Annotated in this window: 18 protein-coding genes; 9 read left to right on the forward strand and 9 right to left on the reverse strand. The window is 64.8% G+C overall.

All coding sequences use genetic code 11. The features are described 5' to 3' along the window. Positions 1–135: 135 nt before the first annotated feature. The 3 genes from C8J40_RS00125 to C8J40_RS00135 all read left to right on the forward strand — a co-directional run bounded on the left by C8J40_RS00125 (position 136) and on the right by C8J40_RS00135 (position 3,121). Positions 136–1,767, forward strand: a complete 1,632-nt coding sequence (locus C8J40_RS00125) for a nitrite/sulfite reductase (RefSeq protein ID WP_132895295.1) — start codon at positions 136–138, stop codon at positions 1,765–1,767. Between the two features lie 180 nt (positions 1,768–1,947). Next, positions 1,948–2,376, forward strand: a complete 429-nt coding sequence (locus tag C8J40_RS00130; RefSeq protein WP_132895296.1) for a DUF934 domain-containing protein — start codon at positions 1,948–1,950, stop codon at positions 2,374–2,376. Then, complete coding sequence (locus C8J40_RS00135; RefSeq protein ID WP_060527031.1) at positions 2,369–3,121, forward strand: phosphoadenylyl-sulfate reductase; 753 nt, start codon at positions 2,369–2,371, stop codon at positions 3,119–3,121. Before C8J40_RS00130 ends, C8J40_RS00135 begins: the two co-directional genes overlap by 8 nt. 165 nt (positions 3,122–3,286) lie before the next feature. Here C8J40_RS00135 and C8J40_RS00140 read toward each other — a convergent pair whose 3' ends face one another. After that, positions 3,287–4,777 (reverse strand): replicative DNA helicase, encoded by a 1,491-nt coding sequence (locus C8J40_RS00140; protein WP_056063049.1) that lies wholly within the window; start codon positions 4,775–4,777, stop codon positions 3,287–3,289. A 99-nt stretch (positions 4,778–4,876) separates the two neighbouring features. Between C8J40_RS00140 and C8J40_RS00145 the strand changes: the two genes are divergently transcribed. Genes C8J40_RS00145 through cdd form a run of 3 tightly spaced genes read left to right on the forward strand, consistent with a single transcriptional unit; the run spans position 4,877 to position 6,490 of the window. Continuing rightward, positions 4,877–5,359 carry a UPF0262 family protein gene (locus tag C8J40_RS00145; protein ID WP_056050677.1) on the forward strand — a complete coding sequence of 161 codons (483 nt, stop codon included), beginning with the start codon at positions 4,877–4,879 and terminating at the stop codon, positions 5,357–5,359. A 7-nt stretch (positions 5,360–5,366) separates the two neighbouring features. Beyond that, positions 5,367–6,044 carry a GH25 family lysozyme gene (locus C8J40_RS00150; protein WP_132735528.1) on the forward strand — a complete coding sequence of 226 codons (678 nt, stop codon included), beginning with the start codon at positions 5,367–5,369 and terminating at the stop codon, positions 6,042–6,044. Beyond that, positions 6,041–6,490, forward strand: a complete 450-nt coding sequence (gene cdd / locus C8J40_RS00155; RefSeq protein ID WP_132895297.1) for a cytidine deaminase — start codon at positions 6,041–6,043, stop codon at positions 6,488–6,490. The genes C8J40_RS00150 and cdd overlap by 4 nt, the downstream gene beginning before the upstream one ends. A 194-nt stretch (positions 6,491–6,684) precedes the next feature. Here cdd and C8J40_RS00160 read toward each other — a convergent pair whose 3' ends face one another. Continuing rightward, complete coding sequence (locus tag C8J40_RS00160; RefSeq protein WP_132895298.1) at positions 6,685–8,232, reverse strand: porin; 1,548 nt, start codon at positions 8,230–8,232, stop codon at positions 6,685–6,687. Between the two features lie 140 nt (positions 8,233–8,372). Between C8J40_RS00160 and dcd the strand changes: the two genes are divergently transcribed. Next, on the forward strand, positions 8,373–8,927 hold the full coding sequence (gene dcd / locus C8J40_RS00165; protein WP_055878967.1) for a dCTP deaminase: 555 nt from the start codon (positions 8,373–8,375) through the stop codon (positions 8,925–8,927). Between the two features lie 565 nt (positions 8,928–9,492). Here dcd and C8J40_RS00170 read toward each other — a convergent pair. The 5 genes from C8J40_RS00170 to C8J40_RS00190 form a co-directional block, all read right to left on the reverse strand. Next, the gene (locus C8J40_RS00170) at positions 9,493–9,852 is read right to left on the reverse strand and encodes a tetratricopeptide repeat protein (RefSeq protein ID WP_132895299.1); all 360 of its coding nucleotides are present in this window, start codon (positions 9,850–9,852) and stop codon (positions 9,493–9,495) included. Positions 9,853–10,052: 200 nt separating this feature from the next. Next, on the reverse strand, positions 10,053–10,481 hold the full coding sequence (locus C8J40_RS00175) for a biopolymer transporter ExbD (RefSeq protein ID WP_165886455.1): 429 nt from the start codon (positions 10,479–10,481) through the stop codon (positions 10,053–10,055). A 46-nt stretch (positions 10,482–10,527) separates the two neighbouring features. Continuing rightward, positions 10,528–11,004: a biopolymer transporter ExbD gene (locus tag C8J40_RS00180; protein WP_132735542.1), complete on the reverse strand. Its 477-nt coding sequence runs from the start codon at positions 11,002–11,004 to the stop codon at positions 10,528–10,530. 94 nt (positions 11,005–11,098) lie between these two features. After that, positions 11,099–11,890: a MotA/TolQ/ExbB proton channel family protein gene (locus tag C8J40_RS00185; protein ID WP_132735545.1), complete on the reverse strand. Its 792-nt coding sequence runs from the start codon at positions 11,888–11,890 to the stop codon at positions 11,099–11,101. A gap of 54 nt (positions 11,891–11,944) precedes the next feature. Then, the gene (locus tag C8J40_RS00190) at positions 11,945–12,625 is read right to left on the reverse strand and encodes an energy transducer TonB (protein WP_132735548.1); all 681 of its coding nucleotides are present in this window, start codon (positions 12,623–12,625) and stop codon (positions 11,945–11,947) included. Positions 12,626–12,848: 223 nt separating this feature from the next. On the opposite strand from C8J40_RS00190, the gene C8J40_RS00195 reads away from it, so the two are divergent. Beyond that, positions 12,849–13,745 carry a hypothetical protein gene (locus C8J40_RS00195; protein ID WP_132895300.1) on the forward strand — a complete coding sequence of 299 codons (897 nt, stop codon included), beginning with the start codon at positions 12,849–12,851 and terminating at the stop codon, positions 13,743–13,745. Positions 13,746–13,787: 42 nt separating this feature from the next. On the opposite strand, the gene C8J40_RS00200 is transcribed toward C8J40_RS00195, so the two are convergent. Together C8J40_RS00200 and C8J40_RS00205 are read right to left on the reverse strand one after the other, a co-directional pair. Continuing rightward, positions 13,788–14,069 carry a Rossmann fold domain-containing protein gene (locus C8J40_RS00200; RefSeq protein WP_132895301.1) on the reverse strand — a complete coding sequence of 94 codons (282 nt, stop codon included), beginning with the start codon at positions 14,067–14,069 and terminating at the stop codon, positions 13,788–13,790. 4 nt (positions 14,070–14,073) lie between these two features. Further along, on the reverse strand, positions 14,074–14,445 hold the full coding sequence (locus C8J40_RS00205) for a dihydroneopterin aldolase (RefSeq protein WP_132895302.1): 372 nt from the start codon (positions 14,443–14,445) through the stop codon (positions 14,074–14,076). 281 nt (positions 14,446–14,726) lie between these two features. On the opposite strand from C8J40_RS00205, the gene C8J40_RS00210 reads away from it, so the two are divergent. After that, positions 14,727–15,242 carry an N-acetyltransferase gene (locus tag C8J40_RS00210; protein WP_132895804.1) on the forward strand — a complete coding sequence of 172 codons (516 nt, stop codon included), beginning with the start codon at positions 14,727–14,729 and terminating at the stop codon, positions 15,240–15,242.

Consider the following 15,242-nt stretch of genomic DNA (forward strand, 5'->3'; position numbering starts at 1 on the left):
CCTACTTGCTACCCGCTAACGCGGGACCTCGCCCTTCATCTTTCTGCTCCGCGTCTCCGCGTCTCCGCGTGAAACACCTTCTTCGCTTCGCGCCATCGCGCCTTCGCGTGAACCAAAACTTCTCCGGAACCCCGCATGTATAAATACGACGAATACGACCAGGCGATCGTCGACCAGCGCGTCGACGAGTTTCGCGATCAGGTCCGCCGCCGCCTCTCGGGCGAGCTCACCGAGGACCAGTTCAAGCCGCTCCGGCTGATGAACGGCCTGTACCTCCAGCTGCACGCGTATATGCTGCGCGTGGCGGTGCCGTACGGAACGCTCGACGGCCGCCAGATGCGGATGCTCGGCCATATCGCGCGGAAATACGATCGCGGCTACGGGCACTTCACCACGCGGCAGAACATCCAGTTCAACTGGATCCAGCTCGACCAGACGCCGGACATCCTCCAGGAGCTGGCGACGGTCGAGATGCACGCCATCCAGACCAGCGGTAACTGCATCCGCAACATCAGCTCCGACCAGTTCGCCGGCGCCGCCGCGGACGAGGTCGCCGACCCGCGCCCCTGGGCCGAGCTGATCCGCCAATGGTCGACGTTCCACCCGGAATTCACCTACCTCCCGCGGAAGTTCAAGATCTGCGTGATCGCGGCGGACGAGGATCGCGCGGCGATGCGCCTGCATGACATCGGCATCGGGCTACACGTCCGCGACGGCGAACTCGGCGCGAAAATCTATGTCGGCGGCGGCATGGGCCGCACGCCGATGATCAGCCACGAGATTCGCGACTTCGTCCCCGCCGACGACCTGATGAGCTATCTCGAGGCGTGCCTGCGCGTTTACAATCGCTACGGCCGGCGCGACAACATCTACAAGGCGCGGATCAAGATCCTGCTCCACGAGATCGGCCCCGACGAATATCGCCGTCAGGTCGAGGAAGAATTCACCGTGGTGAAGGGCCTTGGGCTCGATCCTCCGCGGGCCGAGCTAGAGCGCATCACCAGCCACTTCGGCGCGCCTGATTTCGACGCCACCGCCTCGACCGATATTGACCGCAGCGACCCCGACTTCGCGGTCTGGCTCGACCAGAACGTCAAGGCGCACAAGCAGCCGGGCTATGCGATCGTCAACATCAGCCTGAAGCCAATCGGCGGCATCCCCGGCGACGCTTCGGCGGATCAGATCGACGTGATGGCCGATCTCGGCACGCGCTACAGCTTCGACGAACTGCGCGTCACGCATGCGCAGAACATCGTCCTGCCGCACGTCCGGATCGCCGACCTGCATGCGGTGTGGTCGGCGCTCAACGACGCCGGGCTCGCCGAAGCCAATCTCGACCTGATCAGCGATATCATCGCCTGCCCCGGTCTCGATTACTGCAGCCTCGCCAACGCGCGCTCGATTCCGCTCGCGCAGAAGATCGCGACCCGCTTCGGCAGCCTCGACCGCCAGCGCGATCTGGGCGAGTTGAAGCTCAAGATCAGCGGCTGCATCAATGCGTGCGGGCACCATCACGCCGGCCACATCGGCATCCTCGGCGTCGACAAGAAGGGCACCGAGAATTACCAGCTCTCGCTCGGAGGGTCGGGCGCAGAGGATGTGAGCCTCGCGAAGATCACCGGCCCCGGTTTCTCCGAAGACGGCGTGGTCGACGCGATCGAACGCGTCACCGACCGGTACCTGCAGGTCCGCGACCCCGGTGAGCGCTTCCTCGATACCTACCGCCGCGTCGGCTTCGAGACGTTCAAGGAGGCGATCTATGGATAACCCGATCGTCACCCCAACGCCTCTGTCCATCACCCAAGTGCTTCTGTCCGTCACCCCAGCGAAAGCTGGGGTATCCGGGGGGAACACGTCCGGCCCGAACCATGAGATCCCAGCTTTCGCTGGGATGACGAGGATGGTCGCTGGCATGACGGGCACATTGCGTGGATCGGGAGAGAAAGCATGAGCGACACCCTACTCCGATTCCGCGACGACGAGCCGCATGACGAACCCGCGGTGACGCTCGACTCGTTCATTGGCCAGAGCAACGCGGCGGCGGTTCGCCTCGAAGCTGGCGACGATGCCCGCGCGCTCCTGCCGCAGATCGATCAGCTCACGCTGATCGAGGTGAGCTTCCCCGGCTACCGCGACGGGCGCGGCTATTCGTCCGCCAGAATCCTCCGCGAAGCCGGCTATACCGGCGAACTGCGCGCGCAGGGCGACGTGTTGGTCGACCAGATCCCGCTGATGCGGCGCTGCGGGTTCGACAGCTTTGCGCCACAAGCACCGATCGATATCGACGTGCTGCGCGCGAGCCTGGAGCGCTACGACACGCCGTACCAGAAGGCGGCCGATGGCGCGGTGCCGGTGTGGAAGCTGCGCCATGGGTGAGCCCGCGCGCCAACTCGACATGATCGACGTCACCCCGGCGTTCACGCGCGCCGACGCGATGGCGATGCAGGAGCGATTCGAAGGCGTCTCCGCACAGGAGATGCTGTTCGAACTGCTCGTCGGCGAGTTGCGCGGACGGATCGCGGCGGTGTCGTCGTTTGGCGCGGAATCGGCGGTGCTGCTCCACATGGTCGCGCAGGTCGATGTCGACGTGCCGGTGGTGTTCACCAATACGCAGAAGATGTTTGGGGAGACGCTGGCGTACCGCGACGAGTTGGCGGAGAAACTGGGGTTCACCGATCTACGCGTGTTCCGTCCCGATCCGCGGTTGCTGGCGATCAAGGACAAGACGGGGTTGCGGTGGTCGTACGATCCCGACGGCTGTTGCGATCTGCGGAAAGTCGAACCTTTGCGGCGGGCGTTGGCGCCGTTCGATGCATGGATTTCGGGGCGGAAGGGGTTTCAGTCGGGGACGCGTACTGCCTTGCCGAGGTTCGAGGAGGATGAGGGGCGGTTGAAGATCAACCCGCTTGCGGATTGGGACAAGGCTAAGCTCGACGCCTATTTCGCCGAGCATGAGTTGCCGCGGCACCCACTGGAGGCGCAAGGCTATCTCTCGATCGGCTGCGCGCCGTGCACGACCAAGGTCGCCCCCGGCGAAGACCCGCGCGCAGGCCGCTGGCGGAGTTTCGACAAGGTCGAATGCGGCATCCACGCCCCCACCGATTACGACCCGATGATTTGAGCGCTGTCCCTCGCCCCTCCGGGGAGAGGGAGGGAGGAGCCGTAGGCGACGGAAGGGAGAGGGGCGTTGGGATGCGACGTCCCGAGCCTAACTCCCCTCTCCCTTCCCACGGCAAAGAAGCCGCGGGCCCCTTCCCTCTCCCCGGAGGGGCGAGGGAAAAGAAGATCAATACTCCGCGAGATCCGAGAACTTCGTAATCGTCGGATCGAACTTCATCCGGACCTTGCCGGTCGCGCCGTGTCGCTGCTTCGCAATGATCAGTTCCGCCAGGCCGTAGACCCGCTCCATCTCCGCCGCCCACGACGCGTGGTCCTCGAAGATCTTCGAACTATCGCCTTCCGCCGGACGCTTCGGCTCCTTCGACGCGACGTAATAATCCTCGCGGTACACGAACCAGACCATGTCGGCGTCCTGCTCGATCGATCCGGACTCACGAAGATCCGACAGCATCGGCGTCTTGTCCTCGCGCGATTCCACCGCACGCGACAGCTGCGACAGCGCGAGCACTGGCACGTTGAGGTCCTTCGCCAAGGTCTTCAGTCCGCGCGAAATCTCCGAGATTTCCTGGACGCGGTTGCCGTCCTTGCTCTTGCCCGAGCCCGACAGCAGCTGGAGGTAGTCGACCACCACCAGCCCGATCTCGTTGTTGTGCCGGCGCTGCAACCGGCGGACGCGCGTGTGCAGCGCGCCGATCGACAAACCGCCGGTATCGTCGATGAACAGCGGAAGGTTCTCCAGCTCGGCGGCAGCGGCGGCGAGCTGCGCGAACTCGGTCCGGCTGATTTTACCCATGCGGAGCGATTCGGAACTGATCTGCGATTGCTCGGCAAGGATACGCGTCGCCAGCTGGTCGGCGGACATCTCCAGTGAGAAGAACGCGACCTTCGCACCGACCGAATCCTTCGGCGCGATCCCGTCGGCCATGTCGCGCATCCAGCGCCGCGCGGCGTTGAACGCGATGTTGGTGGCGAGCGAGGTCTTGCCCATGCCCGGACGACCGGCGAGGATCATCAGATCGCTGTGATGCATGCCGCCGATCTTGGCGTTGATCGAATCGATGCCGGTGGTGACGCCCGACAGATTGCCGCCAGAGTTCAACGCGCGCTCGGCCATCTTGACCGCCGCAGTCGTCGCCTGCGCGAACGACTTTACGGTGTTCTCGGAACCACCATCCGCCGCGACCTTGAACAGCTCTTCTTCGGCGAGTTCGATCTGTGCGCGCGGATTGACCTCCTCGGACGTGTCCATCGCGCGATCGACGAGCGTACGGCCGACCGACACGAGCGCGCGCAACATCGCCAGGTCATAGATCTGCTGCGCGAACTGGCGCGCACCGATCAGCCCCGCGCCGCTACCCGTCAGCCCGGCCAGATACGCCGGTCCGCCAAGCTCGCGCATACCCTCGTCCGCATCGAACATCGGCCGCAACGTCACCGGCGTCACCAGCATGTCGTTGCCGCGCAGCGTCTTGATCGCCGCAAAGATGCGCCCGTGCACGGGCTCGAAGAAATGCCCCGGCTCGAGCTTGTCAACGAGATCGTCCGCCAGCCGGTTGTCGATCATCATCGCGCCGAGCATCGCGGCCTCGGCTTCGACATTGCGGGGAAGCTGCTGCGGCTCGGCCACGGCGGGAACGGGGAATGCGAGAGTTGCCATCCCCTTCACCTACGCGATGGACGGGCCCTCGTCCAAGCTGCTCGCGCCGGAATGCTGGGGATAAGTGACAGGGCGAATGTCCCCCGCTATCGAACCGGTATGGCCGACCCGCGGATCATCGACGTGCAACTCGACGAGACCAGTCTCGGCTGGCGCTCGCCCGACGTCGAGCAGGAACGCCGGATCGCGATCTTCGACCTGATCGAGGGCAATCACTTCGCACCGCAGCGGGCCTATGCCGACGGTTATGCCGGTCCGTACAAGATCAAGCTCCAGTCGGAGGAAGGGCGCCTCGGCATTCATATCCACCGCGAGGACGACACGCATCTCGAGACGTTGGTGCTCGCGCTGGGTCGCTTCCGACGGCCGATCCGCGATTATTTCGCGATCTGCGACAGCTACTACCAGGCGATCCGGCAATCCTCCCCGGCGCAGATCGAGACGGTCGACATGGCCCGTCGCGGCGTCCACAACGAGGCCGCCGAGTTGCTCAAGGAGCGTCTCGACGGCAAGATCGAGGTCGATTTCGACACCGCGCGACGGCTGTTCACGCTGATCTGCGTTCTCCACATCCGCAACTAGAAGACCCATGGCTCACGCACTTCTGAAATTCGCGGCCGCGCTGGCCGCGACCGGCTTCGTCGGTATCTGCGGCTGGACCGCCGCGACCGGCTGGCACCCCGACGTCAAGCACTACCCGCTGCAGGGCATCGACCTCGCCGAAAACCCCGGGCCAGTCGAATGGGGCACGGTGCGCGCGAGCGGTGCCGACTTCGCCTACATCGTCGCGACCTCGGGCACCGACCGCCGCGAGCCGACGTTCGAGGCGAACTGGGCGGCGTTGCCCGACGCCGGCCTGCGCCGCGGTGCGGTCCATGTCTATTCGCTGTGTCAGCGCGCGGACGAGCAGGCGAACGCGTTCAACACCTTCGTGCCGCGGACCTCGGACGCGTTGCCGACCGCGGTCGACATCGCGTTCCACGACGACTGCACCGCGAGGCCGGACCGCGCGACGCTGATCGCCGACATCGCGCAGTTCGTGACGATGGTCGAGACGCACACCAGGCAGCCGGTCATGCTACGGATCAGCAAGGCGGTGGACTCGCAATACACGCTGTCCGACGCCGTCCCGCGGCCACTATGGGCGGTGGAGAATATCTTCAAGCCCGACTACACCGCGCGACCGTGGCGGATGTGGCGCGCGAGCGATTTTCGTCGCATCGACGGGATCGAGGGACCGGTAAACTGGGACGTGGTAGCATCATGACCGAACACGCAATCCAACTCGTCGCCGCAGCACGTGACGCCGCCCGCAACGCCCACGCACCCTATTCGCGGTTCGCGGTCGGTGCGGCGGTATTGCTGAACGATGGCACCGTCATCACCGGCGCAAACTTCGAGAACGCCAGCTACGGCCTGTCGCTGTGCGCGGAAACGGTCGCGATCGCGACCGCCAGCGCGGCGGGGCGGCTCCGCGATATCGTCGCGATCGGCGTGATCGGCGGCGCGATGGACTCCAAGGGTCGCGCCACCGGCACATCGCCGGTCAGCCCGTGCGGCCGCTGCCGCCAGGTCATCAACGAAGCCGCACAGATGGGCGGGCGCGACCTGCCCGTCCATTGCGGCGCCGCGGAAGGCGAAGCGATTCGCACCTACACCGTGTCGGAATTGCTGCCGGATGCATTCGGGCCGGCGGACCTGGGTATCAGCTGAAGCCTCGTCACCCGGACAGGTTCGGTACCCCTTTCAAACACATACAAGTCGGCGATCGTACGGCGCCCTTGTTCTCCCGCGAAGGCGGGAGCCCAGTCTGGATCCCCGCTTTCGCGGGGAAACAAAGCTTCCTTGTTCGAAAGGGATAGCCACCGACTGGTTCCGAGCTCAGCCGCGCCAGCTCGAACCTCGCCTCAGTAATTCCACTGCAACTGCGTACGGATCAAATTGCCGTCCGCCCGGCCAGCGCGCCGCTCGTCCGCCTCGCGTCGCTCCATCCGTGCATAGGCGATCGTCAGCTCGATCGGGGGGGTCGGCTGGAATTCGATCCCGAGCTCGAACTCGTCGGTCTCGAGTCGCGGCGCATTGGCCAGCGCCTTCCACCCGCCGCGGTAATATTGCCAGCGCGCATACGGCATGAACGGGCCGAGCGGCGACGTCTTCACTCGCCCCATCGTCTGGATATAACCGCCGTTCAGCCGCTTGGTCGTGATAGACTGCGACATCGCATCATATTCGGGCCCGCGCCCCCAATTCCATTCCGCCTGGAACCCGATCGGCTGGGGATACAGGATCACGTGGACGCCGAACCGCTCGTCGGCGAACGCCGTATCGCTGACCCCGTCGCTCCGCAGTTCGGGCTGCACGCGGTTGCGAATTGCCGCCACGCCCGTTTCCAGCACCTGCCCCGCGAACGCGCTGCCGAAGCCGTCGAGCGCGAACGGCCATGTTGCCATCGCCACGGTCATCACGCCGCCGTTGGTTTCCGCGCGGCTGATGCCCTGTCCGTTATAGACGCCCACCCCGAACGCACCGTAATTGCCGAACAGCTTCTGGCCGTCGTCCTCGAGCCGGTCCCAGATCCGCTGCACCTGCGGTGGCGTATAGAAGGCGACGATGCCGAGGTCGCGCTCGCCGGGCACCGCGCTGTTGATTCCATCGCTGCGATCGAGCGTCAGGCGGTTCGACGAGGACTGCATGTTTTCCCAGCCAAACGGCACCTTCGACTGGCCGAAGCGAAGCCGCACCGTGCGATCCGCATCGAGGAAGGTATCGACATACGCATCGCGGAGCTGCGCAAAGCCCTCACGACGCTCGCCCCCCGACTGGTTGCTGACGTTGACCGCGAAATCGGGCTGAAAGTAGAACGACACCCGGTCGGTCAGATCGCCTTGCAGGACAAGGCGGACGCGACGCAGCGAGAAATTGCTGTTGTCGCCGATCGCGCCGTCATGGACCGATCGCAGCCGCGACTGGCCATCGGGCGCGGTACGATCGCCCGACAGAATTTCGTTGAACCGCATCTGCGTATAGCCGCGCAGCTTGATGCGATCATACCAGGCTTGCGTGCCCGCCGTCGGTGCAGCGGCAAGCTGCGGTGCCGGGCGAGGCTGTGCTTGTGGTACGGCTACAGGTGGCGGCGCGGTGTTAGCCAGGTCGGTCTCGGGCGCAGTGGTCGGCCGCGTCGCGCTGGCCGAGCTTGTCGCCGGTGCCTGTGCGGCCTTGAGTTCGGCAATCGTCGCCTTCAATTCGTCAATCTGGCGTTGCAGATCCTGCACCGTCTGCGCGGACGCCGGGTTGGGTAGCGTAAGCGTTCCGGCGATCGCGATCAGCAACCGGGACGAAAGGTACAAGGAGCGCCGCCCAGTACCGATTGCCGCGCCATCGGGCGCGTGCACGACGCTCGCCGATACGCCGGAGGATGGCACATGACGCGCTGCGGTTCGCGATGCCTGATTCATGACATTTCCATGACGCCCCCATGACGATCCGGAAGATCGCGAGCAACGTCATTTTCGCGGCAAAATCGCGCAGGGGTGGCGCACGTGCCCTTGCCGCGGCCCGCTATCCAAGCGAAAGCGCACGGCGAAGAGGAGCTACCATGTCCGTGATGTCCGACCGCTGGATCCGCGAGCGCGCGCTGGGCGACGCGATGATCGAGCCATTCCATGAGGCACAGCGTCGCGATGGCTGCATCTCGTACGGGCTGTCGTCCTATGGCTATGACGCGCGCGTTGCCGACGAATTCAAGATCTTCACCAATGTCGACAGCGCGATCGTCGACCCCAAGGACTTTGCGGCGAACAGCTTCGTCGACCGCAAGACCGATGTCTGCATCATCCCGCCGAACAGCTTCGCGCTCGCCCGCACCGTCGAGTATTTCCGCGTGCCGCGCGACGTGCTGGTGATCTGCCTCGGCAAGTCGACCTATGCGCGCTGCGGGATCATCGTCAACGTGACCCCGCTCGAGCCCGAATGGGAGGGTCATGTGACGCTGGAGTTCTCCAACACCACGCCCTTGCCCGCGAAGATCTATGCGAACGAAGGCGCGTGCCAGTTCCTGTTCCTCAAGGGGAACGAGCCGTGCGAGGTGAGCTATGCTGACCGTGCGGGGAAATATATGGGACAACGCGGGGTGACGCTGCCACGACTTTAGGGTTTGGCGGGAGGCGAGTGAGGCTGCGACGAGTTGAAACGTTGCCGTCGCTCGGGAGGGCAGAGTGCCTGAGTCCCCCCAACACGCGTCCGCGTTACCTAAGGCGCTGCGTCAAACACCTGAATGGCTGTCGTGGGCGCATCCGCCTCACATACGCCCACCCCGGCGAAGGCCGGGGCCCAGGTGGAAAGGCCTCAATAACGAAGCGCGCCGATCTTTGGCAACGTTCCCCAACTGGGCCCCGGCCTTCGCCGGGGTGGTGCCGGTGGGATCGTACCCGGCATGACCAGATCGGGCCTTCCCGTCGCCCAGCCGGAACTGACCGCAGACGCACAAACGTCTTTGCCTCAACGACCTGTCCTGACCAACGACGCGAAAACGTCCTAGAGTCGCCCCAGGCATAACAGCGCATAGTTGCAGGCCGCATCGATGCACGACCCGATGCCGACTCCGCGCCCCTGACGCACCAGCCAACCCTGTGTCCCCGAGAAGGAGGACCAGACTGGACCTTCACGGAAGAACAAGGAAGGGCGCACCCTTCCCGATCACTGCCGCAACCAAAGCGTCAGCGAGTCGCGATCTGCTGCGTCTGCTGGCCAAGCGCGCGGCTCGCAATGTCGTGCGACGACAGCACCGCACCCGATGGCAAATCCATCGCGACCGCGGGCCGCGCCAGCACCGCGGCATACAGCGCGCGTGCTTCCGACTCGCGGCCGGTCCGATGATAGACCGAGGCCAGATTCAACATCAGCTCGGGACGCTGCGGGAAAATCTTCCGCTCGGCGACGATGCGCTGTTCCGCTGTCGAGAGATCACCCGCCGCGATCGCCGTGTAGCCGGTGCGATCGACGGTCGCGGACGGCGCCGCCAGCGCCGGCGTCACTGCGCCGAGGGTTGCGAGAACGAACAGGACGGTCTTGCGCATCGCTCATCTCCATGGACCTTCGCCGATCCGAAGGTTTCATTTTTATGACAACGGTGTGTCACTTCGATGACCGTCATACAAGTACATTGATCAAGTCCTGCAAGAGCCCCGCAGATGCCCCCGCACATCCTCCCTCGCACAACGAAAAAGGGCGGCCCCGGAGGACCGCCCTTTGAAGTTCGATAGGTACGCGAGTCGACTTAGAAGTCGTTGCGATACTGCTCGTTGCCGATGAAGCCGAGCTTGGTGATCGACGACCGCTTGATAACGGCCAGCGTGCGATCGACCACTTCATACTTCGACTGCGGATCGGGCTGGAAGTGGAGTTCGGGCTCGGGCGTCATGCCAGCGGACTGATCCAGATACTGGCGCAGCGTGACTTCGTCGACCGGCGAACCGTTCCACGCGACGACACCGGCGGGATCGATTGTGATCTTGTTCTTCTGCGGATCGACCGGGTTCTGCGGCTGGTTCTTGCTGTTGACCGGAAGGTCGACCTTCACGGCGTGCGTCTGAATGGGGATCGTGATGATGAACATGATGAGGAGAACGAGCAGGACGTCGATCAACGGCGTCATGTTCATTTCCATCATCGGCGCGCCATCTTCTTTGCCGCCGCTCATTGCCATCTTATACTACTCCTAAATACGTCCGAGCAACCTTCAGCGTTCGGCATCAACGTTCGGTGGTGCCGCCTGGAGGCGGTTCGGAGATGAAGCCGACGCGGGCGAACCCGGCCTGCTGCATCGTGTAGATCGTCGCGCCGATGCAGCGATACGGTGCGTTCACGTCGCCGCGGATGTGCGCCTCGGGCAATTCGAGACCAGCCGCGTTGACACCGCCCTGACGTGCGATCTCCGCCTTCAGCTTGTCGACCGCGCGCTGCAACAGCTCTTCGTGCGTGACCGGCGAAAGACCCCAGTACACCTGGCACTGGTTATTGGCCGACGTCACCGACAGCGAGACGTTCTCAGGCTTGGTCATCGTCGGATCGAACCGAACATCCGGCAGCTTCAGCTGCACTGCCTGGACCGCGACGGTCGTCGTCACCAGGAAGATGATCAGGAGCACGAGCATGACGTCGACCAGCGGCGTCGTATTGATGTCCGATATCGAACTCTCGGTGGAATCGCCACCAACACTCATCGCCATGTGCGAACTATCCTATCCATATAATCGCCACCGGAACCGCCGGCGGCAATGAAGCGGGGCCGCTGCGGACAGCAGGCCCCGCCTTTTGCACGTCTTAGTTGGCGCGCGGTACGCCACCGGTCTGGCCGGCGGTCGTGGTCGTCGTGACAGGCTTCGTGACGGGCTTTGCAGCACCGGCGATCGACGGGCGGACGGCACCGTTCGAAGCAAGGAAGCCCAGCACGTCGTTCGAGAAGGCCGACAGGTCCTCTGCGATCGACTTGTTGCGACGCTGCAGCCAGTTGTACGACAGAACGGCAGGAACCGCGACGACCAGACCGAGGGCGGTCATGATCAGGGCTTCACCGACCGGCCCTGCGACCTTGTCGATCGATGCCTGACCCGATGCGCCGATCTTCACGAGCGCGCGGTAGATGCCGATAACCGTACCGAACAGACCGATGAACGGCGAAACCGAACCGACCGTCGCGAGGAAGGCAAGACCGCCACCGAGCTTCGAGTTGATCGCGGCTTCCGAACGCGCCAGCGAACCGTGCAGCCAGTCATGCGCCTCGACCGGATCGGTCAGCTTCGAATGCTGCTCCTGAGCGGCCAGGCCGTCATCGACGATCTGCTTGTAGGCCGAGTTCTTCTCGAGCTTGGCCGAACCTTCGCGAAGGCTGTTCGACGACCAGAACGCCTGACGGACGCGCTTGCCCTGACCGATGATCTTCTGCTGCTCGAACAGCTTCGAGAACAGGATGTAGAACGAGACGACCGACATCAGCACGAGAATGCCGAACACGGTCTGCGAGATCAGACCGCCTTCGCGGAGTGCGGCTTGCAGGCCGTACGGGTTGGCGTCGGCTGCGGCGGGCGCTGCCGCTGCAAGAATGGTGGTGATCATGATCGGTTTAGTCCTCTGACTGAATTTTATCTGGTGCGGTTAGGGTAGGTGGGATCAATCCTCTGGAAGGACCCACCGGACGTTCAACTGGTACGACGAGGCGATCGGATTGCCGTTCTCGTCCTTGGCCGGGGTGAAGCGCACCCTTGCCTTGGAGATGCGGCACGTCGCGTCATCGAGCGTCGTGTTGCCGCTGCCCGACGACACCGTACAGCCGGTCACGCGACCATCCGTACCGATCGTCAGCTTCGCGGACACGCGACCCTGCGCACCCTCCCGCTGTGCCGATGGCGGATAGTTATCCGCACCGAAATACTGCGCCGGATTACCCTTCAGACCGGCAGCCTGCGACACCCTGGGCGCCGGCGGCGCTGCTGGCGGTGCCGGCGGCGCGGGAGGCGCTGGCGGAGCCGTCGGCTGGCTGAGCGGGATGATGTTCGACGTCTGCATGGCAGGCGCGGGCTGAGGCGTGACAACCACCGGCGGCGGCGTGACGACCGTAGTCGGCGGCGGCGGCAGGTTTGGCTGGTCAGGCGGCGGCGGCGGGGGCTCGTCGGGCGGAGGCGGCGGCGGCGGCGGCTCCACGTCGAACGTCGTCATCTTTTCTTGGGCCTTTTTCACGTACTGGTACGCGAGGCCCGTGACGAAAGCGTAGCCCAAGGCCGCATGAATCAGCGCGACGATCACGATCGCGACGATTTTGCCTCCGGACATCTTCTGGTCAGTATAGGCCATTCAGAAACGACACTCCCTTAATCTGCCTGCTCCGTACGCATGGTTCGTACTGAATACGCGACGCATACGTCTGCCGTTGGCCGGAATAACCACGGGGCAGTCGCCAAGTCCTATCGCCACGTCATGCGACACGCAAACGCTTTGTCAGACGCAACAAACGTACAATCGCAAGATGGCAGAATTATTTCTGTATCGTTCAGGCACGGTCGCGTAGCTTGCGGGCATGAATCCACTGTTTCCCGTTACGGCTTCGGCCCTCTCGCTGGCGCTCGTCGCGCTCCCCGTCCGCGCCGCGCAAGCGCCCGTAGCGCCGCAGGTTTCCGCCAGTAACGACGCCGTTTCGGGTGCTGCGATGCAACAGGATCCGGTCGGCGGCATCGGGTATGCCGACATCGCCGATCTCGTTCTGTCCGCGCCGATCATCGCCGATGCAACGGTGCGATCGACAAGTAAGATAAAAGCGGCCGAAGCGCCCAATCTGGCTCCAGGGCTTGTCCGACTATATGTCGAGGTGGACGTCACCGCGCTGGTTCGGGGGGCGGACGGGTTGCCGCCACGAATCGGATATCTGCTTGACGTCATGCCCGATTCGGCGGGCCGCGTGCCCAAGTTCAAGAAGGCGCGCGTGCTGATCTTCGCCCGACCGGTGGCGGGGGCGGTCAACCAGGTCCAGCTGGTCGCGCCCGACGCGCAACTCGATTGGACGCCCGCATCGGATGCGCGCGCACGACGGATCGCCAAAGACGCGTTGGCGAGCGATGCACCGCCGGTCATCACCGGGGTTGGCAATGCCTTCCACGTCGCCGGCGCGCTGCCCGGCGAGGGCGAGACACAGATTTTCCTGACAACCGCGGATCAGCGTCCGGTGTCGCTCTCGATCCTGCGCCGCCCCGGCGAGCAGCCACACTGGGCCGTTGCACTGAGCGAGATCGTCGACGAGTCGGCGGCCCCCCCCGCGCCCGAGACTCTGCTGTGGTACCGGATGGCGTGCGCGTTGCCGCCGACCCTGCCCGAGCGGAGCACCACGTCGCTCGAGGCCGCCGATGCGACGATCGCGCGAGAAGACTACGCCTACGTGCTGGCCGCGCTAGGCCCATGCGGTCGCACGCGGAAGATCTAGACGCCCCCATGATCCTCCCCGCACGGGGAGGATCATTCTGGATCAGCGCTGACGGATCTCGATCACTTGCCCGGTGGTGGACCGTGCCGCTTCGAGAAAAGCGACCGCGGCATCCACATCGGCGGGCTCGGCCCCCGCGGTCTGCACCACCGCATTGACCCGAGTCGCAGGCGCCAGTTCGATCGCCAGCGGCCCGATCGCTGCCCGCGCCTGCGCCTGCGCCAGCACGTCCAGCGTCGCGGCAATCGCCACGACTCGCGAGTCGCCAATCGCCCCCCGCACCAACGCGGCGACATCGTCGCCCGGCTCCAGCATCAGCCGCATGGCGTCAGCGGCGATGGCGGACGAGCGTCACGCCGATCGCCTCGTCCGCCTCGGCGATCGCCAGCTTCACGATCTTCACCTGCACGCGCAGCACCCGCGAATCCTGCAGGAACAGCGTCTCGCAGATGTGATCCGCAACACCCTCGATCAGCGTGAAGTGCACGCCGACCGGCAGCGCGGTGGTCGCCGCGTTCTTGAGATCGAGGTAATTCTTCGAGGCGGACAACGGCGTGTCCGGGTCGAACCGCTTGGGGCACACCATATCCACGGTGAGCGAAATCCGCAGCGGCTGCGGCAGGTGAGTCTCCTCCGAATAGATGCCGGTCAGGACCTGCACTTCGAGATCGTGGACTTCGAGTTGAAGACTGTCTTCCATCGCCGCGCCTCTAGCAGACGCACGCCGAGATGAAAGTCGGCTCTTCGAAGCCTCGTGCGAAGGCCGATCCACCAATCCTCCCCCGCCAGGGGGAGGTGGCGCCGAACGCGTCGGAGAGGGAGACGGCAATAACCGGTGGTGCCTGCCCTCCCCCTCCGTCCGGCCAGGCGTGATCGCCGACGGCCGGTTATCCTTGCGTTCAGCCTCGCCAAGGCTAAAGCGCGCTGCCCCACCGACCAGGTGCCGTCCATGCTCGGACGCACTAGGGGCAGGAGATGCCGGTGATCACTCTCGTCCCCCTCGACAGCATCGACTCGACCGCGGTCGAGTTCCTGCTCGACCGCGCGTTCGGGCCCGATCGGTTCGCGCGCACCGCCTACACGATCCGCGGTGCCGGCAAGGCGATCGCCGCGCTTAGCTTCGCCGCGCTCGAGGACGGCGTGCTGGTCGGCTCGATCCAGTGCTGGCCGATCGCGCTGGTCGACGATTCCAACCAGATCCCGCTCGTCATGGTCGGCCCGGTCGCGGTCGAGCCGACGCATCAGGGCGACGGTATCGGCCGGCGGTTGATGGCGCGCGCGCTCAACGCCGCAGCCGCCACCGGCCTCGACGATGCGCTGATGCTGATCGGCGATCCCGACTATTATGGCCGCTTCTTCGGCTTCACCGCCGAGCGTACCGCACGCTGGAACGCACCCGGTCCGGTCGAACGTCACCGCCTGCTCGCGCGCGGCGATGCGGTGCCGGACGCTACCGGCATGCTGGGGCCCCGCTTGCCGGTCACCGCATCCGCATAA

The sequence above is a fragment of the Sphingomonas sp. PP-CC-3A-396 genome (genome assembly GCF_004343105.1).
In the GTDB taxonomy this organism is placed as follows: Bacteria; Pseudomonadota; Alphaproteobacteria; order Sphingomonadales; family Sphingomonadaceae; genus Sphingomonas.

What these genes read in the sequence shown, in the direction of transcription:
- C8J40_RS00125 (WP_132895295.1), top strand. Translation starts at nt 136, where the DNA reads ATGTATAAATACGACGAATACGACCAGGCGATCGTCGACCAGCGCGTC.
- C8J40_RS00130 (WP_132895296.1), top strand. Translation starts at nt 1,948, where the DNA reads ATGAGCGACACCCTACTCCGATTCCGCGACGACGAGCCGCATGACGAA.
- C8J40_RS00135 (WP_060527031.1), top strand. Translation starts at nt 2,369, where the DNA reads ATGGGTGAGCCCGCGCGCCAACTCGACATGATCGACGTCACCCCGGCG.
- C8J40_RS00140 (WP_056063049.1), bottom strand. Translation starts at nt 4,777, where the DNA reads ATGGCAACTCTCGCATTCCCCGTTCCCGCCGTGGCCGAGCCGCAGCAG.
- C8J40_RS00145 (WP_056050677.1), top strand. Translation starts at nt 4,877, where the DNA reads ATGGCCGACCCGCGGATCATCGACGTGCAACTCGACGAGACCAGTCTC.
- C8J40_RS00150 (WP_132735528.1), top strand. Translation starts at nt 5,367, where the DNA reads ATGGCTCACGCACTTCTGAAATTCGCGGCCGCGCTGGCCGCGACCGGC.
- cdd (WP_132895297.1), top strand. Translation starts at nt 6,041, where the DNA reads ATGACCGAACACGCAATCCAACTCGTCGCCGCAGCACGTGACGCCGCC.
- C8J40_RS00160 (WP_132895298.1), bottom strand. Translation starts at nt 8,232, where the DNA reads ATGAATCAGGCATCGCGAACCGCAGCGCGTCATGTGCCATCCTCCGGC.
- dcd (WP_055878967.1), top strand. Translation starts at nt 8,373, where the DNA reads ATGTCCGTGATGTCCGACCGCTGGATCCGCGAGCGCGCGCTGGGCGAC.
- C8J40_RS00170 (WP_132895299.1), bottom strand. Translation starts at nt 9,852, where the DNA reads ATGCGCAAGACCGTCCTGTTCGTTCTCGCAACCCTCGGCGCAGTGACG.
- C8J40_RS00175 (WP_165886455.1), bottom strand. Translation starts at nt 10,481, where the DNA reads ATGGCAATGAGCGGCGGCAAAGAAGATGGCGCGCCGATGATGGAAATG.
- C8J40_RS00180 (WP_132735542.1), bottom strand. Translation starts at nt 11,004, where the DNA reads ATGGCGATGAGTGTTGGTGGCGATTCCACCGAGAGTTCGATATCGGAC.
- C8J40_RS00185 (WP_132735545.1), bottom strand. Translation starts at nt 11,890, where the DNA reads ATGATCACCACCATTCTTGCAGCGGCAGCGCCCGCCGCAGCCGACGCC.
- C8J40_RS00190 (WP_132735548.1), bottom strand. Translation starts at nt 12,625, where the DNA reads ATGGCCTATACTGACCAGAAGATGTCCGGAGGCAAAATCGTCGCGATC.
- C8J40_RS00195 (WP_132895300.1), top strand. Translation starts at nt 12,849, where the DNA reads ATGAATCCACTGTTTCCCGTTACGGCTTCGGCCCTCTCGCTGGCGCTC.
- C8J40_RS00200 (WP_132895301.1), bottom strand. Translation starts at nt 14,069, where the DNA reads ATGCGGCTGATGCTGGAGCCGGGCGACGATGTCGCCGCGTTGGTGCGG.
- C8J40_RS00205 (WP_132895302.1), bottom strand. Translation starts at nt 14,445, where the DNA reads ATGGAAGACAGTCTTCAACTCGAAGTCCACGATCTCGAAGTGCAGGTC.